Below are 22,477 nucleotides of genomic sequence, written 5' to 3'. Positions count from 1 at the left end.
AAGCCGCTCAATCCCCATCGGCACTGATCGGGGCGCGGTAGCTGTCCACTGAAAACCCGTAGACCGTGGCGGGCTGGATCTCGACTTCAGCCAAGCCGTCCAACGTTCCGTCAACCTTCGCCGTCAACGCCTCCCCCGGCAAAATGTAGGTACGCGGCAACGTCGCCAGGGCCTGCTGCGGAAGTAGCTGCACCTGGGGCGCCAACCGCACTACGTAGGCGCTGTCGTTGTGAACCGTTAGACGCGACCCGGTCCGCTTCCAGGTGAGCAGCTCCCAGGGTGCTTGATGCCGAGGCAGACTTTTGGGGTGCAGAATCAGCGGCAAATTCTGTCGCAGGGTGATACCGATCGTCGCACCACCTGCGGCACGCGCTTGGGGAATCCCCTCGAAAGATACGCGCTTCAACCGCTGGGTCTTCAGCGGTTCCTTCAAGGTACTGATGAAGCGCACGAGCTGGGTTTCGCCCGCCTCCACGCGGGTGATGGGAGGCGTGACAATTAATAACGGTTCCGGGTCCTCTGGCACATTTTCCACTACCGAATGAAGTAACGCCGGACCCGAATCGGTATTCCTGATATTTATTGTGGCCTCGCCATCTTCCTCATAAAGCACCACCACTGTGGTTTCCGGCTGCATGCCGTCCGCTACTGCAACAGTGGCAAAACAGAGACATGCACTTACACTCCATAACAGCACACTATTTATTATTGAAAGACTACGCACTCGGTATTCCCCGTGACCATGACGTTGAGCAAATGGCAACTGATCGCTCACATGAAAACAGCCGATAAGAAATAGTCAGTTTCTTGATCGGCTGCTGTTGAGTCGTTTAGATGTAACTCAGTTCAAGGGTGGCGCGCCCATCAAGGGTAATGTCGCGGCTCAGGTCCAGGTCCTGGCCTTTGTTGATCACTGCCTTCACAGCGATGGTGCCAGTCAGTTGGGAAATTGAAGCCGGTGTAACCGTGGTGCTACTGCGCCAGGAATACTGGGTAGGGGCTTGAGTAACTTTGCCATCACTGTTCTGCCAGGTACCGGTGCCGACACGCATGATTGGAAACAGCGCGGTGCTCGACGACCGAAGGTCCCTGAGAGTGACCGAATAGCCACCGGTTCGCCGGCCCGAGACCTGACCCAAGCCATAGTTCTGTGCTTCAGTGAAACCCGCACCGAGAATGCCCGTCACCTTGCTGCCGGCCTGCAGATCGGTGAGTTTCAGCCCGAACTTGGCAGGGGTAGTGCCGCAACTGACGGACAGGGAGGTGGTTTTCTCCTCTCGCGGGTTGAACGCGGTCTGGGACAGTTCACCGGAGCGGATGGTGCCGTAATCGATAGTGCCACTCCCGGTCAGGCTGAGGTTGCAAGCAGCGGGTGTAATCGTGCCCCTGACGGACAACTGGGCAACGGTAGATGCCTGTGCGCTGATGGCCGCAGCCAGGCAAGCGAGACCGAGAGTCAATCCAACAATTTTTTTCATATTTGACCTGTCACTAAAAGTTATCAGGCGTTCTTTATTTTCTTCTTAGCAAGCCCAGCGCCGAACGGTTTATTTCTCTGGACCTGCACGACTATAAATAAATAACACCCAGGCAATATTGCCGAGTGACAGTCTGTCGCTTTGGCCCCTCATTAAAGAATCAGATAACACATCAGTTACTGTGGGAGCTGTAAAAACAAAGAGTCGCCTTTGCCCGAATACGAGGTAGTCCAAAACAAAAAAACCAAAGGATTTCAAACAATAACCCTGTAGGGAAAATCACAAAAATTTTTACAACGACAACTAGTTAAAAATTCCTACGAAACTAAAACCTCATTCAGGGCAATTTTAGAAACCCACCTTACATTTCCCACAAGAGTTCCTCACAGACAGTCATAGGAAAATTAGCGAAGCGCTACGCGTTGGCTCCAGCGGTCGATCGTGGCACGATGGCGAGGTTATCGACCGAGACCCCTAACCATGCCGCAATCCCAAGCCAAGAATCTGTCCCTGATCGCCGCCATCGACCTGGGCTCCAACAGCTTTCATATGGTCGTGGCCAAGGCCCAGAACGGCGAAATCCGCATCCTTGAGCGGCTAGGCGAGAAAGTCCAACTGGCTGCCGGAATCGACGACGCGCGCCAGCTCAATGAAGAATCCATGCAGCGAGGGCTCGATTGCCTCAAGCGTTTTGCCCAATTGATCAACGGCATGCCCCTGGGCGCTGTGCGAATCGTCGGCACCAACGCGTTGCGTGAAGCCCGTAACCGCGGCGAATTCATCCGCCGCGCCGAGGAAATCCTCGGGCACCCGGTAGAAGTCATCTCCGGACGCGAAGAAGCGCGCCTGATCTACCTCGGCGTGTCCCACACCCTGGCCGACACCCCTGGCAAGCGCCTGGTGGCGGACATCGGCGGCGGCAGTACCGAATTCATCATCGGCCAGCGCTTTGAGCCGCTGCTGCGCGAAAGCCTGCAGATGGGCTGCGTCAGTTATACCCAGCGTTATTTCAAGGACGGCAAAATCACCCCGGCGCGCTATGCACAGGCCTATACGGCGGCGCGGCTGGAGATCATGAGCATCGAGCACGCCCTGCATCGCCTGACCTGGGATGAAGCCATCGGCTCGTCCGGCACCATCCGCGCCATCGGCCTGGCCTTGAAAGCCGGCGGCCATGGCACCGGCGAGGTCAACGCCGAAGGCCTGGCGTGGCTCAAGCGCAAGCTGTTCAAACTGGGCGATGCCGAGAAAATCGACTTCGATGGCATCAAGCCTGACCGCCGCACGATCTTCCCGGCGGGCCTGGCGATTCTCGAAGCGATCTTCGACGCCCTCGAACTGCAACGCATGGACCACTGCGACGGCGCCCTGCGCGAAGGGGTGCTCTACGACCTGCTCGGCCGTCATCACCACGAGGACGTGCGTGAGCGCACCCTCAGCTCGTTGATGGAGCGCTATCACGTCGATCTGGAACAAGCGGCCCGCGTGGAGCGCAAAGCCCTGCATGCCTTCGACCAGGTGGCTGCGGACTGGGACCTGGAAGACGGCGTATGGCGCGAACTGCTGGGCTGGGCGGCCAAGGTGCATGAAGTAGGCCTGGATATCGCCCACTACCATTACCACAAGCACGGCGCCTACCTGATCGAGCACTCCGACCTGGCCGGTTTCTCCCGGGAAGACCAGCAGATGCTCGCACTGCTGGTACGCGGCCATCGCCGCAATATCCCCAAGGACAAGTTCGCCGAATTCGGTGACGAAGGCATCAAGCTGATCCGCCTGTGCGTGCTGCTGCGCTTTGCGATCCTGTTCCACCACATCCGTGGCACCCAGGAAATGCCCCAGGTGACCCTGCGTGCCAGCGGCGACAGCCTCGACGTGGTGTTCCCGGAAGGCTGGCTGGAAGAAAACCAGTTGACCCAGGCGGACTTCGCCCAGGAAGCGGAATGGCTGACGCGGGTGGGCTTCAGCCTGAACGTGCACTAACTCGATCTAGACAGCACCGAAAAAAATGTGGGAGGGGGCTTGCCCCCTCCCACATTGGGCCTGAGCCAGCCTGGGTTAATTCACCGCGAGAATCGGGCTACCCAGTTTCTCCAGCAACGTCGCCTGGGCGCTGCGCGGGTTCTGGTTGCCGGTCGGCGTGTTGCGCACGTAGCGGCCGTCCGACTGCAGACTCCAGCTGTGGGTGTTATCGGTGAGATAACTTTCCAGCTCTTTCTTGACCCGCATGATCAGCTTCTTGCCTTCCACCGGGAAACACGTCTCTACGCGCTTATCGAGGTTGCGCTCCATCCAGTCGGCGCTGGAGAGGTACATCTGCTCTTCGCCGCCGTTGAGGAAGTAGAACACCCGCGTGTGCTCCAGGAAGCGCCCGATGATCGAGCGCACATGGATGTTGTGCGAGACCCCGACGATGCCCGGCCGCAGGCAGCACATGCCGCGCACCACCAGATCGATGCGCACGCCGGACTGGCTGGCCTTGTACAGCGCGCGGATGATCTTCGGATCGGTCAACGAGTTGAACTTGGCAATGATGTGCGCCGGCTTGCCGTCGAGGGCGAACTGGGTCTCGCGGGCAATCATGTCGAGCATGCCCTTCTTCAGGGTGAACGGCGCATGCAGCAGCTTCTTCATGCGCAACGTCTTACCCATGCCGATCAACTGGCTGAACAACTTGCCGACGTCTTCACACAGGGCGTCGTCGGAGGTCAGCAGGCTGTAGTCGGTGTAGAGCTTGGCGTTGCCGGCGTGGTAGTTGCCGGTGCCCAAGTGCGCGTAACGCACGATCTCACCGGCTTCGCGGCGCAGGATCAGCATCATCTTGGCGTGGGTCTTGAACCCGACCACGCCGTAGATCACCACCGCGCCGGCCGCTTGCAGGCGGCTGGCCAGTTGCAGGTTGGACTCTTCGTCAAACCGCGCACGCAGCTCGATCACCGCAGTAACTTCCTTGCCGTTACGCGCAGCGTCCACCAGCGCATCGACGATTTCCGAGTTGGCGCCGCTGCGGTACAGGGTCTGGCGGACCGCCAATACATGCGGGTCCTTGGCGGCCTGGCGCAGCAGGTCGACCACCGGGGTGAAGGACTCGAACGGGTGCAGCAGCAGGATGTCCTGCTTGCTCACCACGCTGAAGATGTTCTCGCTGTTTTGCAGCAGTTTCGGGATCTGCGGCGTGAACGGCGTGTATTGCAGCTCCGGGTGGCTGTCCAGGCCGGTGATGCTGAACAGGCGCGTCAGGTTGACCGGGCCGTTGACCTGATACAACTCACTCTCGCCGAGGTTGAATTGCTTGAGCAGGTAGTCAGACAGGTGTTTCGGGCAGGTGTCGGCCACTTCCAGGCGTACCGCATCGCCGTAGCGCCGCGAGAACAGCTCACCGCGTAGGGCGCGGGCCAAGTCTTCGACGTCTTCGGAGTCCAGCGCCAGGTCGGCGTTACGGGTCAGGCGGAACTGGTAGCAGCCCTTGACCTTCATGCCCTGGAACAGGTCATCGGCGTGCGCGTGGATCATCGACGACAGGAATACATAGTTATCGCCAGCGCCCCCCACCTCTTCCGGTACCTTGATGATCCGTGGCAGCAGACGCGGTGCCGGGATGATCGCCAGGCCGGAATCGCGACCGAAGGCGTCGATACCCTCCAGCTCAACGATGAAGTTCAGGCTCTTGTTGACCAGCAACGGGAACGGGTGAGTCGGGTCGAGACCGATCGGCGTGATGATCGGCGCGATTTCGTCGCGAAAGTAGCGACGCACCCAGGTCTTGATCTTGGTGGTCCAGTGGCGGCGACGGATAAAGCGGACCTGATGTTTTTCCAGTTCTGGCAGCAGGATGTCGTTGAGGATTGCGTATTGGCGATCCACATGACCGTGCACCAGATCGCTGATGCGTGCCAGGGCTTGATGCGGTTGCAGACCATCGGCACCGGCTTGTTCACGGGCGAAGGTGATTTGTTTCTTGAGACCGGCGACGCGGATCTCGAAGAACTCGTCCAGGTTGCTGGAGAAAATCAGCAGGAATTTCAGGCGTTCCAGCAACGGGTAGGACTCATCCAGCGCCTGCTCCAGCACGCGGATGTTGAATTGCAGCTGTGACAGCTCGCGGTGGATGTACAGGCTGCTGTCATCCAGGTTGGTCACCACGACGGGCGCGGGCGCCGGAGCAGGCGCTTCCGCGACCACCACAGGCGGCTCCAGCTCCGGCGGGGTCTCGGCGACTTGTTCAACCACCGGGTGGGCGTCTTTTACGGCAACTTCTGAGAGTCCTTCGGTATTCATCGAGTGTTCCTGTGAGGGCTATTGTTGCTCTCTAAGCAATTGGGCAGCGCGGGCGGCGAAGTAGGTCAGAATGCCATCAGCGCCGGCACGTTTAAAGGCTGTCAGGGATTCGAGGATCACCCCTTCACTCAACCAACCATTCTGGATCGCGGCCATGTGCATGGCGTATTCACCGCTGACCTGATAGACAAAGGTCGGCACCTTGAATTCTTCTTTGACCCGATAAAGGATGTCCAGGTAGGGCATCCCGGGCTTGACCATCACCATATCGGCACCTTCGGCCAGGTCGGCGGCCACTTCGTGCAGGGCTTCATGGCTGTTGGCCGGGTCCATCTGGTACGAGGCCTTGTTGGCCTTGCCAAGATTCAGCGCAGAGCCCACCGCATCGCGGAACGGGCCGTAGTAGGCGCTGGCGTATTTGGCCGAGTAAGCCATGATTCGCACATTGACGTGGCCGGCCAGCTCCAGGGCTTCGCGGATCGCCTGGATGCGGCCGTCCATCATGTCCGACGGCGCGACCACCTGGGCCCCGGCTGCCGCATGAGATAGGGCTTGATTGACCAGCGCGTCGACGGTGATGTCGTTCTGCACGTAGCCTTCTTCATCCAGGATGCCGTCCTGCCCGTGGGTGGTGAACGGGTCCAGGGCCACATCGGTGATTACCCCCAACTCCGGGAAGCGCTCACGCAACGCGCGGGTGGCGCGTTGGGCGATCCCTTGCGGGTTCCAGGCTTGGGCAGCATCGAGGGACTTGAGTTCCGCAGGCGTCACCGGGAACAGCGCCAACGCTGGAATCCCCAGTTCCACCCAGTTCGCCGCCTCCTCAAGCAGCAGATCAATGCTCAAGCGCTCTACACCCGGCATCGACGCCACGGCTTCCCGACGATTTTCCCCGTCCAGCACAAAGACCGGCAGGATCAGATCGTTCGTGGTCAGTACGTTTTCACGGACCAGACGGCGAGAAAAATCATCACGACGGTTGCGGCGCAGACGGGTGGCGGGGAACAGGCGATTGGCAGGGGTAAAGCTCACGACAGACTCCTGAGCCCGCATTTACGGACGAGTGTTGCAGTTATAAGCGGCCATTATGACGAAGGAATGACAGTTGTGCTTATCCATGCGACCTGTAGTCGCATTCGGCGTTTATGTAGGAAATGTTCACTTCGTGACACATCTCGATACTTTCATGAATGTTCACGAAGGCGTAGGCTGCGCGTTCATTTCGCCAGCACCCAGACCATGCTTCAACAATTTCTGCATGACTTCGGCTACTTTGCCCTCTTCCTAGGCACGTTCTTCGAAGGCGAAACCATACTGGTTCTCGCAGGCTTCCTGGCGTTCCGTGGATATATGGATATCAACCTGGTGGTGGTCGTTGCCTTTTTCGGCAGCTACGCCGGCGACCAGCTTTGGTACTACATGGGGCGCAAGCACGGCCGCAAACTGTTGGCGCGCAAGCCGCGCTGGCAATTGATGGGCGACAAGGCCCTGGAACATATCCGCAAGCACCCGGATATCTGGGTGCTGAGCTTTCGCTTCGTCTACGGATTACGCACAGTGATGCCCGTGGCGATTGGCCTGTCCGGCTATCCGCCCTTGCGCTACCTATTGCTCAACGGCATTGGCGCGGCGGTGTGGGCGGCGGCGCTCGCCGCGGCGGCGTACCATTTTGGCGCGGTCCTGGAAGGCATGCTGGGCAGCATCAAGAAGTACGAGCTGTGGGTGCTGGGTGCTTTGTTACTGCTGGGCCTGGCTCTCTGGCTGCGGCGGCGGTTCAAGAACGCGCGCATCGCCCGTCAAGCCTGTGCCGATGCAAAGGCCCGACTGGCGGCTACACACCCGGCCGAAACCAGCCCGGTCGAGCCGCCTAAGACGCCAGCCGAGTAAGCCGGCCTCTGCAACAGTAGAGGCCCATCAGGCTCAGCAAGCTGTAGCTCAAAAGGCCCAGCCAGCCCAGGTGGCTGGCCGGCCATAGCCCGACCAGCGGCGCCAGCCATACCAGCGGCACATTCAGCCCCAGGCGCACCAGCTCCGCCCTCAACGCCCACGGGCGGTTCTCCAGGGCGACGCCCACGCAAAACAAGCCCAGCGCCATCGCACTCCAGCCCAGCACCAGTGCCGTCGTGGGCAGCCCTTCCCCGACGTTCATCAGATAACTGCCAAACCCCACATACACCGCAAATTGCAGGGCGACGTACACCTGTTGTCGCGTATCCAGCGGCACCTCGAATTTGCGGAACTGGCTCAAATCCGGCTTGGCCAACGGGTAGTTGGCCTTCACATCGGCGGGCCGCCAACCGGTGCGCATGAACCAAATACGCAGCTTGTCCCAGCGGCTTTGCGTGCGCCGCGCATCACTCCACAACTGCGCATAGAACTGCAGGTTGGCCCACAGCGGGTTCCAACTGGCCAAGGGGGTGGTGACGCCAAAGATCACCGGCTCGTTATCGTCCTCTTCCTGAAACGAGCCAAACAGCCGGTCCCAAATAATGAACACCCCGCCGTAGTTGCGATCCATGTAGAGAGCGTTCTGTGCATGGTGGGCCCGATGATTGGACGGCGTGACGAAGAACCACTCGAACCAGCCGAGCTTGGGCACGTGGCGGGTGTGGACCCAGAATTGATACAGCAGGTTGAGCGAGGCTACGCTGATAAACACCAGCAGCGGCACGCCGAGCACGGCCAGGGGCAGGTAGAAGATCCAGCTCAGCAGAAAGCCGGTGCTGGTCTGGCGCAAGGCGGTGGTGAGGTTGTAGTCCTCGCTCTGGTGATGCACCGAGTGCGCGGCCCACAGGATATTGCGCTCATGCCCGCAGCGATGCAGCCAGTAGTAGCAGAAGTCGTAGAACACAAAGGCAAACACCCAGGTCCAGACGCTCTGGGCCGACAACTCGAGCAGCGCCAGGTGCTTGAGGGCGAACGCGTAGGTCAGCAGCCCCACGCCCTTGGTCAGCAGCCCGGTGGTGGTGGACAGCACGCCGGTGCTGAGGCTGTTGATGGCATCCGCCACCCGGTAGTTGCGCGCCCCGCGCCAACGGTCGGCGAGCAGTTCAACCACGATCAAGGCGATGAAAAACGGCACCGCGTAAGGCACGAAGTCCATGAGCTAGTCCGGTCTGTTTTTATTGCCTCAAGATTAGGTGCTGCGGCGGGAGTTCCCATTGGCAACAGATGACAAATTAGTAGACATTTAACGCCATGAATCAGGAGAAATGCCCATGAGCAAAAAGATTGCAGTGATCCTTTCCGGCTGTGGCGTGTACGACGGCGCAGAAATCCACGAAAGCGTGATCACCCTGCTGCGCCTGGATCAGCGCGGCGCTCAGGTCCAATGCTTTGCCCCCGACATTGCGCAGTTGCATGTGATCAACCACCTCACGGGCGAAGAAATGCCCGAGTCGCGCAATGTGCTGGTGGAGTCCGCCCGCATTGCCCGGGGCGAGGTTAAGGACATCGCTGAAGCCAACGCCGAGGATTTCGATGCGTTGATCGTGCCTGGCGGGTTTGGCGCGGCGAAGAACCTGTCGAACTTTGCCATCGAAGGCGCGGGTTGCAGCCTCAACCCGCAGGTATTGGCGCTGGCCGAAGCCTTTGTCGAAGCGGGCAAGCCGCTGGGGCTGATCTGCATCTCGCCAGCCCTGGCCGCAAAAATCTATGGTCCGGGCGTGACCTGCACCATCGGCAACGATACCGACACCGCCGCCGCCCTGGACAAGATGGGCGCCCACCATCAGGAATGCACGGTAGAGGATATCGTCGAAGACACGGCGCGCAAGCTGGTCAGCACGCCGGCCTATATGCTTGGCAAGAACATCAGTGAAGTCGCGTCAGGCATCAACAAGCTGGTGGATCGGGTGCTTGAGCTGACCCACGAGAACGACTAATCGGCCCGCATCAAGCGCGTAAGGAGACGGTCGAGTGAGTTGGCAAACGCTTGCTTGTCCTTTTCCCCATGGGGCGGTGGACCACCGCCCATCTGGCCTTGCTCGCGCAGATCGGTGAACAGGTTGCGTACCGCCAACCGCTCACTCATGTTCTGCGGGCTGAACTCCTTGCCACGCGGGTCGAGTGCCGTCACGCCGTTCTTCACCAGGCGGTCGGCCAAGGGTACATCGCTGCAGATCACCAACTCACCGGGCACCGCGTGCGCCACCAGGTAGTCATCCGCTGCGTCCGGGCCGCTGGGCACCACGATCAGCTTCACGCAGGCAAAGCTCGGCTTGATCTGGCTCTGCCCGGCCACCAGCACCACCTCGAACTGACGCTTGAGGGCGAACTTCACCACCTGGTCCTTGGCCGCCCGCGGGCAGGCGTCGGCGTCGATCCACACGCGCATGCTTATGCCGCCAGCCGGCGCTTGTCGGCGATCCGACTGCGGCCATACATCACCACAATCGCCAGGATCGCCACGACCTGCGCACTCAACGAGTAGGCATCGGCGTGGATACCCAGCCAATCGAAGTCAAAGAATGCCACCGGCCGCGTGCCGAAGATGCCGGCTTCCTGCAACGCCTTCACGCCGTGCCCGGCGAACACCACCGACAACGCACACAGCAACGCCGCGTTGATCCCGAAGAACAGCGCCAATGGCAGCTTCGCCGAACCGCGCAGGATCACCCACGCCAGGCCCACCAGCAGCACCAGCGCCGTCGCGCCACCCGCCAGCACGGCGTTGTGCCCGGCCGGGCCGGCTTGCAGCCACAGGGTTTCGTAGAACAGGATCACTTCGAACAGCTCGCGGTACACCGAGAAGAACGCCAGCAGCGCGAAGCCGAAACGCCCACCGCCGCCCACCAGGCTGCTCTTGATGTAGTCCTGCCAGGCCGCTGCGTGGCGCCGGTCGTGCATCCACACGCCGAGCCACAGCACCATCACACTGGCAAACAATGCCGTGCAGCCTTCGAGCAGTTCGCGCTGGGCGCCACTCACATCGATCACATAGGCGGCCAACGCCCAGGTGGCCAAGCCGGCCACCAAGGCCAAGCCCCAGCCGACGTGGACGCTGCGCACCGCCGATTCCTGGCCGGTGTTACGCAGGAAGGCGAGGACCGCCGCCAGCACCAGGATCGCCTCCAGACCTTCGCGCAGCAGGATCAGCAAGCCTGAGATAAAGCTCAACGACCAGCTCAGACCATCGCCGCCCAACAAGCCGGCGGATTCGCTGAGCTTGCCCTTGGCTGCGTCCAGGCGCTGCTGCACCTGTTCGAGCGGCAAACCGTCCTGCAACGACTGCCGATAGGCCATCAGGGCCTTCTCGGTGTCCTTGCGCACGTTGGCGTTGACGTTGTCCAGGGAGCTTTCTACCAGCTCGAACCCTTCCAGATACGCCGCTACCGACAGGTCATAGGCTTGCTCATGGTCGCCGTTGCGGAACGCCGCAAGGCTCTTGTCGAGGGTGGCGGCGGTGTAGTCGAGCAACTGCGCCGGGCCGCGTTTGACCTGCGGCGGCTGGGCACGCTGGGCGCGGAACGTCGCGGCAGCGGCTGGGCCGCTGGCGGCCAGCACTTCATTCGGGGTCTGACGGGCCAGGTCGGCGAGGTTGAAGGGCTGCGCGCTTTTCGCGGCAGCCGGGTCGGCCGTGAAGCTGGCGATATAGGTGGCCAGGTCCCAGCGCTGGCGGTCGTCCAGTTGGTCGGCGAAAGACGGCATGTCCGTGCCTTCGACGCCCAGGCCCAGCGTGTTGTAGATCGCATAAAGACTCAGGCGGTCCAGGCGCTCAGCGTTCTGCAGATTCGCCGGCGGCGGCGTCATGCCCACACCCGCCGGGCCATCACCGGCTCCGGCCGCGCCGTGGCAGACCGAGCAGTGCTGCGCATACAGCGGTGCGCCGCGTGTCGGGTCGGGCGTAATCGCCGGGGCCTGGCTGACTTCATATGCCGCCGCCAGCTTGGCGCCCAACTGCCGGGACTGGCGGGCCACACTGGCGCCTTCCTGACGAGCGGTCACAGCGGCAACCAATTCATCGACCCCTTTGACCAGATCGGCGCGCTCGGGCTTGGAAGGCAGCTCAGCCACCAGGCCCTGCAACACCCCCAGAAATTCCACCTGCTCACGGTATTCCGACTCATCGATGACCTTCCCCGCCGCTACCGTCGGCGGGTAATCCGCGCCAATGTAGTCCAGCAAATGCAGGGCTTTCGTGGCGCCCTCGGCAGGTGCAGCCAACAGGTTGAAGCTGCACGACATCAACGCCGGCAATACCAGCCAGGCGAGAAAACGGAAGGGGGCAGTCATGAATGAATCTCAAAAAGAAATACGAAGTAACACATTGTTGAGCTTTAAGAGGTTTGACTCAAGGTGTAAGTGATTTGTATTTGGAATAACAGTGCGGACCAAGGAGCGGCAATAACATGGATGATGGCGACTAACTAGCAAAAAGCCATTGTTTTGCCATGCTCGCTGCCTATAATGCCGCGCCCTGTTATCGCAAAAGGGAATTTTGCTCCTCATTTTTATGAGGAATTAGTTGGAGGCACGCTGTCTCCCGCGATTGGTGATTCGAGCCGACCAGCACCTCGGCCGATTACATTCAGGGAAGAAGCCTGCCATGGCATTTCGCGCCTTAACCCCGCTCGCGCTCGCTGCGGTCACTGCGTTGTCCGGCTGTTCGATGTTTCGCAGCTACGACGACGAGCTGCAAGCTACCAACCAGCAACTGGCAACCGGCAACGTCGAGGCCGCGCTGACCCTGCTGGAAAAGAACAACACCGGCGAAGACAAGGACCTGCTCTATTTCTTCGAGAAAGGTGAACTGCTGCGGGCCAAGGGCGACCTGACCGGCAGCCAGACCGCCTGGCGCAGTGCTGACCTGCAAGTTTACAAGTGGGAAGAGTCGGTCAAGTTCGACAGCGAAAAGTACCTTTCCCAGTTCGGCAGCTTCCTGGCCAACGACAAAGTGCGTCGCTACGAAGGCTACGACTACGAAAAAGTCATGCTGACCACCCAGATGGCCCTGAACCTGCTGGCCCTGAATGACTTCGACGGCGCGCGCACCGAGATCAAGAAGACCCACGAGCGCGAAGCCGTGATCGCCAACCTGCGAGACAAGGAATACCTCAAGCGCGAAAACGAGGCCGAACGCCAGGGCGTGACCACCCAGATCAAAGACCTGCGCGGGTACCCGGTGGAAGCCTTGGACGCGCCGGACGTGGTCGGCTTGAAAAACAGCTACCAGAGCGCGTTCAGCCATTACCTGGCCGGTTTTGTCTACGAAGCCCTCGGCGAAAAAGACCTGGCGGCGCCGGGTTATCGCAAAGCCGCCGAGTTGCGCCCCAACACGCCGTTGCTCGAGCAAGCGCTGCTGAACCTGGATGCGTCCAACGTCGGCGCCGATGAAACCGACGTGCTGATCGTGGTCCAGAGCGGCCTGGCGCCAGCCCGCGACTCGATACGCTTGCCGCTGCCAATCCCGATCAATGGCAACCTGGTGATCACACCGCTGTCGTTCCCGGTGATCAAGGCCGACACGTCCACCCAGGCCTTCGCCCAGATCGGCGTCGACGGCCAGCAACAGAACCTCACCGTGCTCAACAGCACCACCGCCATGTCCCGTCGCGCGCTGCGTGACGACATGCCGGGGATCATCCTGCGCACCACCGTGCGGGCAGTCAGCCGGGGCGTGGCGCAAAACAACCTGAACAAGACCAACCCGATGGCCGGCCTGGTGCTGGGCATTGCTTCGGCCGTGGCCGAAGGCGCCGACACCCGCACCTGGCGCACCCTGCCGGACATGACCCAAGTGACGCGCCTGCGCCTCAAGCACGGCGAGCATCAAGTCAGCCTGCCCAACGCCTTGGGCGGCACGCGGGTGACGGTCAAGGCCGATCAGCGCTATCAGGTCATCACCCTGCGCGTGGTCGGCAACCAGGTATTCGCCGGCGGTCTGGCGGCCCACGTGGTGCCGAGTACTTCCGCCCAGGCCATCGCCCTCAAACAACCTTAAGGAGCACGCTATGCGTCATTTCATCCTCGGCGCCTTGGCGCTGGTCCTGCTCGCCGGCTGCGCCACCCCGCCGCCACCTGCACCCGGCAGCGCCGCCAGCAAAATCGTGGTGATGGGCAAGTTCAAGGGCATCGCCGTCGGTGCCATTCGGGTGGCGCGCGAGAATGGTTTTCTCACCGCCAAGGTGCAGTTGAGCAACATCACCAGCAGCAACCGGATGATGTATTACCGCTTCGCCTGGCTGGGCGCCGACGGCTTCCCGGTGGGCGACGAAGAAACCTGGAAGGTACTGACCCTGTACGCCAACCAGGCCACGTTCCTGCCAGCCATTGCCAACTTGCCTCAAGCGGCGGACTTCCGCCTCGAAGTGAAGACCCCTTGAGTCGCTCCCCTTTTCAGGTTTTAGAGAGATTTCCCATGTTTGCACGCTTCTCGCTCCTCGCCGTGATCGCCGTATTGGCCAGCGGCTGCGCCAACACCTCGCCGGTACTCGGCGGCAAGAACATCAGCTACGGCGACACCAAGGCCGTGGAACTGGTGACCAACGAGTTCGGCTCCACCGACCTGCAGATGATCGCCGAAAGCATGACCCGCTCCCTCGCCCAGTCCGGCGTCCTCCAGGGCCGCCCGGTGGTGCAGGTGTATGACGTGAAGAATAAGACCAGCGAGTACATCGACACCCGCGAGATCACCACGTCGATCAAGACCCAGTTGATGAAGACCGGCACCGCGCGTTTCGCCAGCGACAACACCGACATGCAAAGCCAGGTCGACCAGCTCAAGCTGCAGAACCAGAGCGGCCTGTACAAAAAATCCAGCGTGAGCAAGACCGGCAACATGGTCGCTGCCAAGTACCGCCTGGAAGGCTCGATCAGTTCCATCGTCAAGCGCAGCTCGGACTACAAGGACGTGTTCTACAAGTTCAGCCTGCAACTGATCGACGTCGAAAGCGGCGTGGCCGAATGGATGGACGAAAAAGAAATCCGCAAGACCACGGAGCGCTAAGCAATGCGTGCATGGATCGGCATGATCGGCCTGCTGTGCGCCTTTGGCGCCTCGGCTGCACCGAAGATCGCGGTGACCGACCTGGCCTACGAGGCGCAGGTCGAGGAGTACATCCATCAGGTCTCGGCCAGCAACAACTTCCAGGCCAGCGCATACAACGCCAGCGGCGCGGCGAACTACAGCGAGTACGAAAGCCGCACCCGCTACATCGAACAGGCAGAGCTGCGTAAATTCAGCGGCGACATCAAGGGCGAGATCCTCAAGTCGCGCCAGTTCCAGTTGGTGCAGGGCACGCCCTACACCGCCGATGCCAAGGGTGACGTGTATGACGTGATCAAGCGCATCAAGGCCGGCCACTTCAAGGACGCGGACTACGTGCTGTTCGGCACCCTGTCGGACATCGACTTCACCCAGGACATCAACGCCCTGGACCGCACCAACAGCTACTCGGCGGTGCTGGGCCTGACGCTGGTGGCGGATTTCAGCCTGATCAACACGCGCACCTTCGAAATCACCTCAGCGTTTACCGCGATGGGTGAAGGTCAGGACACCAAACTGGTGAACAGCCGCGACGTGCACGTCAGCCTGAACCGGCCGCGTGTGGTGAAGGAAGTGTCGAAAGCCTTGGGTGAGGATGTGGCCAGGCAGTTGGCGGAACAGTTGGGCGGTGGGTATCAAGACCCAGGCCAGCCAGTGTTGCGCAATAACCTGCCAAGGGATGAAGCGCCGAAGATTCTGCGCTGAGCCGCGACTTCACAAGCAACACAAATCAAAGGTGGGAGCTGGCTTGCCTGCGATGCGGACACCTCGGTGTATCAGTTACACCAAGGTGCTGCTATCGCAGGCGAGCCAGCTCCCACATTTTTGCTGCGGTTTCGTCAGTTACGCCGTTGCGCGATGCAAGCTGGCCAGAAACCCCGCCGCCCCCACGAACAACCCGGCAAACGTGCGGTTCATGCGTTTTTGCTGCTTGGGCGTGCGCAACAGGCGCAAGACCTTCGACGCCAAGCCGGTATACCCCGCCATCACGATCATATCGACGCTGATCATCGTCGCGCCGAGGATCAGGTACTGGGTCAGCAGCGGTGCCTGCGGGTTCACGAACTGCGGCAACACCGCGAGCATGAACACCAGCGCCTTGGGGTTACTGGCGTTGACCAGAAACCCCCGGAACATCATCGCCATCGGCTTGCCAATCGGCCGCACTGCCGCGTCGTCGGTCATGTCCATGGGCAAGGCACGCCACTGCTTGACGGCCAGGTACACCAGGTACGCCACGCCAAACCATTTGATCGCATAGAACGCGGTGGACGACGCCGCCAAAATAGCCCCCAGCCCGCCCGCGACCACGGCAATCTGCATCGCCAGGCCGATTTGCAGGCCGATGGCGTTCCAGTAACCGCGCAGGAAACCGTATTGCAGGCCGCTGGACATCGAGGCGATGGCGCCTGCGCCAGGGGAAAGGGAGATGATCCAACTGGCGAGGAAAAAGGCCAGCCATGTGTCGAGTGCCATTGCACACCTCAGCAGCGAGTTTGCGGTTGTGCCTTAAGCTAACTCTGCCGACCGAAGGCTGGCTATAGATTTTTACAAGATGTGAACGCTAGCGCTCGCCCGGCATCACCGCACTGTCGCGCCAGCGTCGCACCGAGCGCTGGAAGAACAGGCTATTGGGCACCTGCACCGTCACTCCGCCGGTCCCCGCCTCTTCCACTTCGATCAGCGTGGTGTAAAGCAGATTGATCGCCACGACGCGGCCCTTCACACCCGGTTTGTCGACGGTGTCCACCAACTCGACGATGTCACCCAGGCGGAACGGCCCGACGGTGAAGATCAGGATCGCGCACAACAGGTTGGACAACACCGACCACATGGCGAAGAACGCCACCGCCGCCACCGCGACGAACCCCGACAGCGCGGTCCACAACACCGTGGCGGACACGCCCAGGCGTTCCAGCACGAAGATCAGCGCACTGCCCATGATCAGCCAGCGCAAGCCGCCGCGCAGCGGCATCAACAATTGCGGCGGGAAGGGGTAGCGCTCACCCAGTCGGGTCAGGCCCTTGGCGACAAACCGCTGGGTAAGGTAGCCAGCCAGCAGGATCAGCAGGACTTGCACGCCGATCCACACAGGCTCGACCCATTGCGCCGGCAGCGGCAGTTGCAGCGCTTCCATCAGGACAGCGCCTCCAGCTCCGCTTGCAGGCTTTCGAGCAGTTCGAGGGCTTCCATCCAGCTTTCCTCCAACTGACCTTCACGGACCTTCAGCTTGGCCTGCTCGGCCAGCAGATCGCGCAGTTCATCCTTGCGTGCCGCTTCGTACACGGCACTGTCGCCCAGGCTGGTCTCGATCTTGGCCAGACGTTCGTGGACCTTGCCCAACTCGGCTTCCAGCTTGTCGGCGTCGCGCTTGTGCGGCGCCAACTGCTGGCGCAGGGCGGCGGCGGCCTGGCGCTGGGCCTTCTTGTCGGTTTTGTCCGGGTTGACGGGCGTGTTGCTGGTCGGCGCGTTACGCAGGCGGTAATCCGTCAGCCAGCGCGCATAGTCCTCAAGATCGCCGTCGAACTCTTCGACTTTGCCATCGGCCACCAGCAGGAAGTTGTCGGTGGTGCTCTTGAGCAAGTGGCGATCGTGAGACACCACCAGTACCGCACCACTGAATTCCTGCAACGCCATGGTCAGCGCTAGGCGCATTTCCAGGTCGAGGTGGTTGGTCGGTTCGTCGAGCAGCAACAGGTTCGGCCGGTCCCAGGCGATCAGCGCCAGGGCCAGGCGGGCTTTTTCGCCGCCGGAGAAGTTCAGCACCGGCTCATCGATGCGCGCACCCCGGAAGTCGAAACCGCCGAGGAAGTCGCGCAGAGTCTGCTCGCGCTCGGTCGGCGCCAGGCGCTGCAAATGCAGCAATGGGCTAGCCTTGGCGTCCAGGGAGTCCAACTGATGCTGGGCGAAGTAGCCCACCACCAGGTTCTCGCCCCGGGTCAGGCGACCGGCCAGGGGTTGCAGTTCGCCCGACAGGTTCTTGATCAGCGTCGACTTGCCCGCGCCGTTCGGTCCGAGCAGGCCAATACGCGCGCCCGGCGTGAGTTGCAGCTTGACCTTCTCGAGGATGGTTTTATCGCCATAGCCCAAGCGTGCATCGGACAGATCGAGCAACGGGCTGGAGATCTTCGCCGACTCGCGGAACACGAAATCGAAGGGCGAATCGACGTGGGCCGCCGACAGCTCTTCCATGCGCTCCAGCGCCTTGATCCGGCTCTGGGCCTGGCGGGCCTTGGTGGCCTGGGCCTTGAACCGGGCGATGTAGCTTTCCATGTGCGCGCGCTGCGCCTGCTGCTTCTCGAACGCCTGCTGTTGCTGGGCCAGGCGTTCGGCGCGGGCGCGCTCGAACGCGCTGTAGCCGCCACGGTAGAGGGTGATTTTCTTCTGTTCGACGTGGGCGATGTTGTCGACCACGGCGTCGAGAAAATCCCGGTCGTGGGAAATCAGCAGCAAGGTGCCTTGATAGTTCTTGAGGAAATCCTCCAGCCACAGGATCGCATCGAGGTCCAAGTGGTTGGTCGGTTCGTCGAGCAGCAACAGGTCCGAGGGGCACATCAGTGCCTGGGCCAGGTTCAGGCGCATGCGCCAGCCGCCGGAGAAGTCGGCGACCGGGCGGTCCATCTGCTCGTTGGTAAAGCCAAGGCCGGCGAGCATCTTGCGCGCACGGGCGTCGGCGGTGTAGCCGTCGGCGCTGTCCAATTCCGCGTGCAGGCGGGCCTGAGCGGCGCCGTCCTGGGCTTTCTCGGCCTCGGCCAGGTCGTGTTGCACCTGGCGCAGACGCAGGTCGCCATCGAGCACGTAGTCGATCGCGATGCGGTCCAGGGTGTCGATCTCCTGGCGCATATGGGCGATGCGCCAGTCGGCCGGCAGCAAGCAGTCCCCGGAATCCGGGGTCAGCTCACCCAGCAACAGGGCAAACAACGTGGATTTGCCGGCGCCATTGGCACCGATCAGGCCGGCTTTGTGACCGGCGTGCAGGGTCAGCTCGGCGTCTTCAAGAAGACGTTGCGGGCCACGCTGTAATGTTAGGCTTTGAAGTCGGATCATAATGGCGGCGGAGTCTACCAGCTTCGTTGGCCGCTGGCTTGGGTGTGAATATGTGCGCTGACCTGTGGAGCTTTGCCCTCTCGACTTACGCCCGCACGGGCGTCGAGGCCGCGTGCCTGCGTTTGCAGGAACAAGGCGCGGATGTGTGCCTGTTGCTCTGCGGGGCGTGGCTGGAACGGCGCGGTGTGGCGCTGACGCTTGAACGCACGCAGGCGCTGAGGCAAATCGCCGAGCCGTGGCAATCGCAGGTCGTTGAACCGTTGCGACAGGTGCGCATGCAATGGCGGGCCGTGGCGCAGCAGGATCAGCCCTTGGCGGCGTTACGGGAGCGGGTCAAGGCCCTGGAGCTGGAGGCGGAACGCGAGTTGCTGACACGCCTGGCAACGCTGGCAACAGCATGGCCGACAGGCGAAGCGATGGGTCAACGATGGCTGGAAGGACTGGCGGCCGAGGGAGCCGCCAACCTTGACCACGACGCGCTGCAGCAGATGCGCGTCGCAGTCACCGGCGCTTAGGAAGCGCTGGTTGGGGTGTTGCTTGGCGCGACCGGTGCAGGAGTGCTGCTGGCCGATGCGGTTGGAGCGGCGGACACTGCTGGGGTAGCAGCCGATCCTGCCGGGGTGGCTGGCTTGGCCGATGCTGGTTTTGCAGCAGCAGGTTTAGCGACTGGCTTAGCGGCAGCGGCTTTAGCAACTGGCTTGGCGGCTGGTTTTGCAGCAGCGGCTTTAGCAACTGGCTTGGCGGCTGGTTTTGCGGCAGCGGCTTTAGCAACTGGCTTGGCGGCTGGTTTTGCAGCAGCGGCTTTAGCAACTGGCTTGGCGGCTGGTTTTGCAGCAGTGGCTTTAGCAACTGGCTTGGCGGCTGGTTTTGCAGCAGCGGCTTTAGCAACTGGCTTGGCGGCTGGTTTTGCGGCAGCGGCTTTAGCAACTGGCTTGGCGGCTGGTTTTGCAGCAGCGGCTTTAGCAACTGGCTTGGCGGCTGGTTTTGCAGCAGCGGCTTTAGCAACTGGCTTGGCGGCTGATTTTGCAGCAGCGGCTTTAGCAACTGGCTTGGCGGCTGGTTTTGCGGCAGCAGCTTTAGCAACTGGCTTGGCGGCGGCCTTAGCCGGCGTCTTCGCTGCAACGGCTTTCACCGGTGCACGAGCGCCCAGCACTTTCGATACAGCTTCCTTCACACGACCAACGCCCTGGGCCAGTTTCAGGCTTTCTTGAGCATCTTTTTTGAGTTGGGAAATGTAGGTGCGGGTTTCGGCTTGGCGATCCTTGAGGGCGTCCAGCAGGTCCTCAAGTTCTTTGACTGCGTCTTTGGCTTTGGCTTGAGCCTTGGCCTTGCCGGCAGTGGCGGCGTCTTGCAGTTTGGTGCGGGAGTTGTGCAGTTTTTCTTGCGCTTTACCGCGTTGTTTTTCCAACTTGGCGAGCAGTTTTTCTGCATCAGCCAAGGCTTGGGAACACGCGCTTTCCAAATGTTCGAGCAGACTGCCCGAGAGTTGTTGGAGTAAGTGCAACGGGGTATTTACAGGCTTCTGTTTGGCCGACATGGTTTACCTCCTGGCTGACGTGGGTGCGGCTCATACTAGCCCTCTGCTCTTACCGCCGCTAGCGCATGTTGACAGTATCGTTTGCCTTGCGTTGCACCGTGCGAAAAATCTTATCGATATAACGGAAAACCACGCCACTTTTTATCCACTCACACTGGCATAATCCGTCGCACTTTCGGCTGGAGAAGACCCATGTCGCGTTACCTTTTTCTTGCGCTTGGCTTGGCGATTTCCGTGGCCAATGCCAGCGAGCCTTCGCCGTCCAAAACCACTGCCCCAGATGCGCACGACCTCGCGTACAGCCTGGGCGCCAGCCTCGGTGAGCGGCTGCGCCAGGAAGTCCCTGACCTGCAGCTCCAGGCCTTGATCGATGGCCTCAAGCAAGCCTATCAAGGTAAACCGCTGGCGCTGGATAACACGCGCATCGAACAGATCCTGGCGCAGCATGAAGCGCAGGACGAAGCCGATATTCAGGCACCCCAAAGTGAAAAAGCCCTGACGGCCGAACAGCAGTTTTTGACCCAGGAAAAAGCCGCGAGCGGCGTGCGCGAATTAGCCGATGGCGTTCTGCTCACCGAGTTGACGCCCGGGACCGGCAATAAACCGTTGGCCAATGATGAGGTTCAGGTGAAATACGTGGGGCGATTGCCCGATGGGACGGTGTTCGATCAAAGCACCCAAGCGCAATGGTTTCGTCTAGACAGTGTGATCAGCGGCTGGAGCAGCGCGCTGCAACAGATGCCGGTGGGCGCGAAATGGCGCCTGGTGATTCCGTCAGCACAGGCCTATGGCGCCGACGGTGCCGGTGCGTTGATCCCGCCTTACACACCCTTGGTATTCGAGATCGAATTACTCGGCACCCGGCATTGACCCAATAAAAAACGGTGCGTTATGCGCACCGTTTTTTTATCTCATCACCAAGGGTCAGGCCTGAGCGACAGCCACATCCCGGTGAGCATTGTGCAGCACTTCGATCAGGCAATCCTCAAGCTCGAAACGCTCATGGAGCAGGCCACCCAGCTCTTTGAATTTTTCCGCAACACACTTGCCGGCATCACACAGGTCATTGAACGCCAGCAACTTCTCGGTGATCACATCGATGCGTGGGTAGAGGGTATCGGCCAATTCAAGACCGCGCTGATCGTCGAAGGCTTCAGCCTCCTTGGTCAGTTGCTCGTAGATGCCGAAATGACCGGCAGACACGTAGTCCACCAACACACCGCAAAACGCCTGCAACGGCTTGCGATTCTTCGTCAATGCTTCGGGCTCCGCGCCGAGAGCATCAAACGCCCGAACCAGTTCGTGGCGTGCCTTCAGCCAGCTATCGATCAGCTTGTGCACCCCACCCCAGCGTTCCTGAGCATTCTGACAACTTTCCAGCATGATGATCTCTCTTCCCTATAGGGGCGCTGCCGCTGTGTGCCCGCGCAATACTTCAAGGATAAAGCGGCAGCCGGACAAAGCCGTATCTGACAACGGTTTCAATAACGCATTCGGGCCAGATTATGCCCGCATGACTATGGCTTCAAGGTACGCAGGAGAGAAAGTTCATACAAGTGTTTAATCCCCTCCTACAACCTACGACCGGTTTTCAGCGTCTCGACAGGCGCAACGGTTGGCTGAATATCAGCCGTGAAAATTGCATGAAGCCCAGGATCAGCATCGCCACGAAAAACAACAGACTCCACTCCGGAAGGCTCAAATCGAACAGGGTCCAAGTGATTTCCACGCAGTCAACGGTGCCGTTGAAGATCGAGCGCAGCGCCTGTGAAAAAGACAGGCTTTCGAGCATGTACTGCAAACTGGGCCAACAATGGCTGGCCTGATCCGACGTGGTGTTCTGCAATAACACCTGGCGCACGGCGGTAATTGCGCCAAGCGCGGCACAGCCTGTGCTCGCCAGCCCATACCCATAGACGCCGTAGCGTTTGGGGTTATGCACAGCCGCTACCAGGTTGATCAACGTAAAGGTGGCGAGGAATAGCCGTTGTACCTGGCACAGAAAGCAGGGCCGCAGCAGCGCGCCATATTCCAGGTAGAAAGACGCACCCAACGTCAGCGCACCGGCCATGAACGCCAGGAAAAACAAGGAGCGTGAGGGGGCCAAAGACATTGTTTATCCGTACCGCGAGAGATAGGCCGTTACGGTAG

General features: G+C 60.8%; 22 protein-coding genes. 9 read left to right on the top strand and 13 right to left on the bottom strand.

The window, feature by feature from the left end; genetic code table 11:
- Window positions 1–7: 7 nt before the first annotated feature.
- Both ACP7CJ_RS07270 and ACP7CJ_RS07265 read right to left on the bottom strand, forming a co-directional pair.
- Window positions 8–697 carry a fimbria/pilus chaperone family protein gene (locus ACP7CJ_RS07270; RefSeq protein WP_426100009.1) on the bottom strand — a complete coding sequence of 230 codons (690 nt, stop codon included), beginning with the start codon at window positions 695–697 and terminating at the stop codon, window positions 8–10.
- 133 nt (window positions 698–830) lie between these two features.
- Window positions 831–1,478 (bottom strand): DUF1120 domain-containing protein, encoded by a 648-nt coding sequence (locus ACP7CJ_RS07265; protein WP_276195386.1) that lies wholly within the window; start codon window positions 1,476–1,478, stop codon window positions 831–833.
- 480 nt (window positions 1,479–1,958) lie between these two features.
- Here ACP7CJ_RS07265 and ppx point away from each other — a divergent pair, with 480 nt between their 5' ends.
- Entirely contained in the window at window positions 1,959–3,461 is a 1,503-nt protein-coding gene (gene ppx, locus ACP7CJ_RS07260; protein WP_247398889.1) for an exopolyphosphatase, read from the top strand.
- A gap of 75 nt (window positions 3,462–3,536) precedes the next feature.
- Here the strand turns inward: ppx and ppk1 are convergent, their stop codons facing one another.
- Window positions 3,537–5,756: a polyphosphate kinase 1 gene (ppk1, locus tag ACP7CJ_RS07255; protein ID WP_247398886.1), complete on the bottom strand. Its 2,220-nt coding sequence runs from the start codon at window positions 5,754–5,756 to the stop codon at window positions 3,537–3,539.
- Between the two features lie 18 nt (window positions 5,757–5,774).
- Window positions 5,775–6,788 (bottom strand): porphobilinogen synthase, encoded by a 1,014-nt coding sequence (gene hemB, locus ACP7CJ_RS07250; protein WP_426099924.1) that lies wholly within the window; start codon window positions 6,786–6,788, stop codon window positions 5,775–5,777.
- Between the two features lie 207 nt (window positions 6,789–6,995).
- Between hemB and ACP7CJ_RS07245 the strand changes: the two genes are divergently transcribed.
- Complete coding sequence (locus ACP7CJ_RS07245; RefSeq protein WP_247398870.1) at window positions 6,996–7,643, top strand: DedA family protein; 648 nt, start codon at window positions 6,996–6,998, stop codon at window positions 7,641–7,643.
- Here the strand turns inward: ACP7CJ_RS07245 and ACP7CJ_RS07240 are convergent.
- Window positions 7,624–8,859: a sterol desaturase family protein gene (locus tag ACP7CJ_RS07240; protein ID WP_247398867.1), complete on the bottom strand. Its 1,236-nt coding sequence runs from the start codon at window positions 8,857–8,859 to the stop codon at window positions 7,624–7,626. The two genes, ACP7CJ_RS07245 and ACP7CJ_RS07240, sit on opposite strands and share 20 nt — an antisense overlap.
- A 115-nt stretch (window positions 8,860–8,974) precedes the next feature.
- Here ACP7CJ_RS07240 and elbB point away from each other — a divergent pair, with 115 nt between their 5' ends.
- On the top strand, window positions 8,975–9,640 hold the full coding sequence (gene elbB, locus ACP7CJ_RS07235; protein WP_247398864.1) for an isoprenoid biosynthesis glyoxalase ElbB: 666 nt from the start codon (window positions 8,975–8,977) through the stop codon (window positions 9,638–9,640).
- Here the strand turns inward: elbB and ACP7CJ_RS07230 are convergent.
- Window positions 9,637–10,092 carry a YaiI/YqxD family protein gene (locus ACP7CJ_RS07230; protein WP_276195389.1) on the bottom strand — a complete coding sequence of 152 codons (456 nt, stop codon included), beginning with the start codon at window positions 10,090–10,092 and terminating at the stop codon, window positions 9,637–9,639. The genes elbB and ACP7CJ_RS07230 overlap by 4 nt on opposite strands.
- Before the next feature lie 2 nt (window positions 10,093–10,094).
- Window positions 10,095–11,990, bottom strand: coding sequence for an FTR1 family protein (locus ACP7CJ_RS07225; RefSeq protein WP_276195390.1), 1,896 nt, complete (start codon window positions 11,988–11,990; stop codon window positions 10,095–10,097).
- Window positions 11,991–12,303: 313 nt separating this feature from the next.
- Here ACP7CJ_RS07225 and ACP7CJ_RS07220 point away from each other — a divergent pair, with 313 nt between their 5' ends.
- From ACP7CJ_RS07220 to ACP7CJ_RS07205, 4 genes are read left to right on the top strand one after another with little or no spacing between them, the layout of a single operon-like run.
- Window positions 12,304–13,698: a COG3014 family protein gene (locus ACP7CJ_RS07220; RefSeq protein WP_276195391.1), complete on the top strand. Its 1,395-nt coding sequence runs from the start codon at window positions 12,304–12,306 to the stop codon at window positions 13,696–13,698.
- A 10-nt stretch (window positions 13,699–13,708) separates the two neighbouring features.
- Entirely contained in the window at window positions 13,709–14,080 is a 372-nt protein-coding gene (locus tag ACP7CJ_RS07215; protein WP_426099923.1) for a YcfL family protein, read from the top strand.
- Window positions 14,081–14,115: 35 nt separating this feature from the next.
- Window positions 14,116–14,703: a penicillin-binding protein activator LpoB gene (gene lpoB / locus ACP7CJ_RS07210; RefSeq protein WP_426099922.1), complete on the top strand. Its 588-nt coding sequence runs from the start codon at window positions 14,116–14,118 to the stop codon at window positions 14,701–14,703.
- Between the two features lie 3 nt (window positions 14,704–14,706).
- Window positions 14,707–15,447 (top strand): penicillin-binding protein activator LpoB, encoded by a 741-nt coding sequence (locus ACP7CJ_RS07205; RefSeq protein WP_276195394.1) that lies wholly within the window; start codon window positions 14,707–14,709, stop codon window positions 15,445–15,447.
- Between the two features lie 138 nt (window positions 15,448–15,585).
- On the opposite strand, the gene ACP7CJ_RS07200 is transcribed toward ACP7CJ_RS07205, so the two are convergent.
- From ACP7CJ_RS07200 to ACP7CJ_RS07190, 3 genes are all read right to left on the bottom strand, one after another.
- Window positions 15,586–16,218, bottom strand: coding sequence for a LysE family transporter (locus ACP7CJ_RS07200; RefSeq protein WP_247406615.1), 633 nt, complete (start codon window positions 16,216–16,218; stop codon window positions 15,586–15,588).
- Between the two features lie 88 nt (window positions 16,219–16,306).
- Window positions 16,307–16,879, bottom strand: a complete 573-nt coding sequence (locus tag ACP7CJ_RS07195; protein ID WP_276195395.1) for a mechanosensitive ion channel family protein — start codon at window positions 16,877–16,879, stop codon at window positions 16,307–16,309.
- On the bottom strand, window positions 16,879–18,789 hold the full coding sequence (locus ACP7CJ_RS07190) for an ATP-binding cassette domain-containing protein (RefSeq protein ID WP_276195396.1): 1,911 nt from the start codon (window positions 18,787–18,789) through the stop codon (window positions 16,879–16,881). The genes ACP7CJ_RS07195 and ACP7CJ_RS07190 overlap by 1 nt, the downstream gene beginning before the upstream one ends.
- 50 nt (window positions 18,790–18,839) lie before the next feature.
- On the opposite strand from ACP7CJ_RS07190, the gene ACP7CJ_RS07185 reads away from it, so the two are divergent.
- A complete protein-coding gene (locus ACP7CJ_RS07185; RefSeq protein WP_276198012.1) occupies window positions 18,840–19,304 on the top strand; it encodes a TIGR02444 family protein in 465 nt (154 codons plus the stop codon).
- On the opposite strand, the gene ACP7CJ_RS07180 is transcribed toward ACP7CJ_RS07185, so the two are convergent.
- A complete protein-coding gene (locus ACP7CJ_RS07180) occupies window positions 19,301–20,326 on the bottom strand; it encodes an AlgP family protein (RefSeq protein WP_426244267.1) in 1,026 nt (341 codons plus the stop codon). The two genes, ACP7CJ_RS07185 and ACP7CJ_RS07180, sit on opposite strands and share 4 nt — an antisense overlap.
- 192 nt (window positions 20,327–20,518) lie before the next feature.
- Between ACP7CJ_RS07180 and ACP7CJ_RS07175 the strand changes: the two genes are divergently transcribed.
- Complete coding sequence (locus tag ACP7CJ_RS07175) at window positions 20,519–21,196, top strand: FKBP-type peptidyl-prolyl cis-trans isomerase (protein ID WP_276195398.1); 678 nt, start codon at window positions 20,519–20,521, stop codon at window positions 21,194–21,196.
- A gap of 54 nt (window positions 21,197–21,250) precedes the next feature.
- Here ACP7CJ_RS07175 and rsd read toward each other — a convergent pair whose 3' ends face one another.
- The gene (gene rsd / locus ACP7CJ_RS07170; RefSeq protein WP_276195399.1) at window positions 21,251–21,709 is read right to left on the bottom strand and encodes a sigma D regulator; all 459 of its coding nucleotides are present in this window, start codon (window positions 21,707–21,709) and stop codon (window positions 21,251–21,253) included.
- Between the two features lie 208 nt (window positions 21,710–21,917).
- On the bottom strand, window positions 21,918–22,439 hold the full coding sequence (locus tag ACP7CJ_RS07165) for a disulfide bond formation protein B (RefSeq protein WP_276195400.1): 522 nt from the start codon (window positions 22,437–22,439) through the stop codon (window positions 21,918–21,920).
- Window positions 22,440–22,477: the final 38 nt, after the last annotated feature.

It is taken from the genome of Pseudomonas sp. PSPC3-2 (genome assembly GCF_049897085.1).
Classification (GTDB): Bacteria; Pseudomonadota; Gammaproteobacteria; order Pseudomonadales; family Pseudomonadaceae; genus Aquipseudomonas; species Aquipseudomonas paraveronii.
Note: the sequence above shows the minus strand (reverse complement) of the source record. Positions and strands in the feature narration are given on the sequence as shown.

Excerpts from the sequence above, each read along its gene's own strand:
- ACP7CJ_RS07265 (WP_276195386.1), bottom strand. The coding sequence starts at position 1,478 with ATGAAAAAAATTGTTGGATTGACTCTCGGTCTCGCTTGCCTGGCTGCG.
- ppx (WP_247398889.1), top strand. The coding sequence starts at position 1,959 with ATGCCGCAATCCCAAGCCAAGAATCTGTCCCTGATCGCCGCCATCGAC.
- ppk1 (WP_247398886.1), bottom strand. The coding sequence starts at position 5,756 with ATGAATACCGAAGGACTCTCAGAAGTTGCCGTAAAAGACGCCCACCCG.
- ACP7CJ_RS07245 (WP_247398870.1), top strand. The coding sequence starts at position 6,996 with ATGCTTCAACAATTTCTGCATGACTTCGGCTACTTTGCCCTCTTCCTA.
- ACP7CJ_RS07240 (WP_247398867.1), bottom strand. The coding sequence starts at position 8,859 with ATGGACTTCGTGCCTTACGCGGTGCCGTTTTTCATCGCCTTGATCGTG.
- elbB (WP_247398864.1), top strand. The coding sequence starts at position 8,975 with ATGAGCAAAAAGATTGCAGTGATCCTTTCCGGCTGTGGCGTGTACGAC.
- ACP7CJ_RS07230 (WP_276195389.1), bottom strand. The coding sequence starts at position 10,092 with ATGCGCGTGTGGATCGACGCCGACGCCTGCCCGCGGGCGGCCAAGGAC.
- ACP7CJ_RS07225 (WP_276195390.1), bottom strand. The coding sequence starts at position 11,990 with ATGACTGCCCCCTTCCGTTTTCTCGCCTGGCTGGTATTGCCGGCGTTG.
- ACP7CJ_RS07220 (WP_276195391.1), top strand. The coding sequence starts at position 12,304 with ATGGCATTTCGCGCCTTAACCCCGCTCGCGCTCGCTGCGGTCACTGCG.
- ACP7CJ_RS07215 (WP_426099923.1), top strand. The coding sequence starts at position 13,709 with ATGCGTCATTTCATCCTCGGCGCCTTGGCGCTGGTCCTGCTCGCCGGC.
- lpoB (WP_426099922.1), top strand. The coding sequence starts at position 14,116 with ATGTTTGCACGCTTCTCGCTCCTCGCCGTGATCGCCGTATTGGCCAGC.
- ACP7CJ_RS07205 (WP_276195394.1), top strand. The coding sequence starts at position 14,707 with ATGCGTGCATGGATCGGCATGATCGGCCTGCTGTGCGCCTTTGGCGCC.
- ACP7CJ_RS07200 (WP_247406615.1), bottom strand. The coding sequence starts at position 16,218 with ATGGCACTCGACACATGGCTGGCCTTTTTCCTCGCCAGTTGGATCATC.
- ACP7CJ_RS07195 (WP_276195395.1), bottom strand. The coding sequence starts at position 16,879 with ATGGAAGCGCTGCAACTGCCGCTGCCGGCGCAATGGGTCGAGCCTGTG.
- ACP7CJ_RS07190 (WP_276195396.1), bottom strand. The coding sequence starts at position 18,789 with ATGATCCGACTTCAAAGCCTAACATTACAGCGTGGCCCGCAACGTCTT.
- ACP7CJ_RS07185 (WP_276198012.1), top strand. The coding sequence starts at position 18,840 with ATGTGCGCTGACCTGTGGAGCTTTGCCCTCTCGACTTACGCCCGCACG.
- ACP7CJ_RS07180 (WP_426244267.1), bottom strand. The coding sequence starts at position 20,326 with ATGTCGGCCAAACAGAAGCCTGTAAATACCCCGTTGCACTTACTCCAA.
- ACP7CJ_RS07175 (WP_276195398.1), top strand. The coding sequence starts at position 20,519 with ATGTCGCGTTACCTTTTTCTTGCGCTTGGCTTGGCGATTTCCGTGGCC.
- rsd (WP_276195399.1), bottom strand. The coding sequence starts at position 21,709 with ATGCTGGAAAGTTGTCAGAATGCTCAGGAACGCTGGGGTGGGGTGCAC.
- ACP7CJ_RS07165 (WP_276195400.1), bottom strand. The coding sequence starts at position 22,439 with ATGTCTTTGGCCCCCTCACGCTCCTTGTTTTTCCTGGCGTTCATGGCC.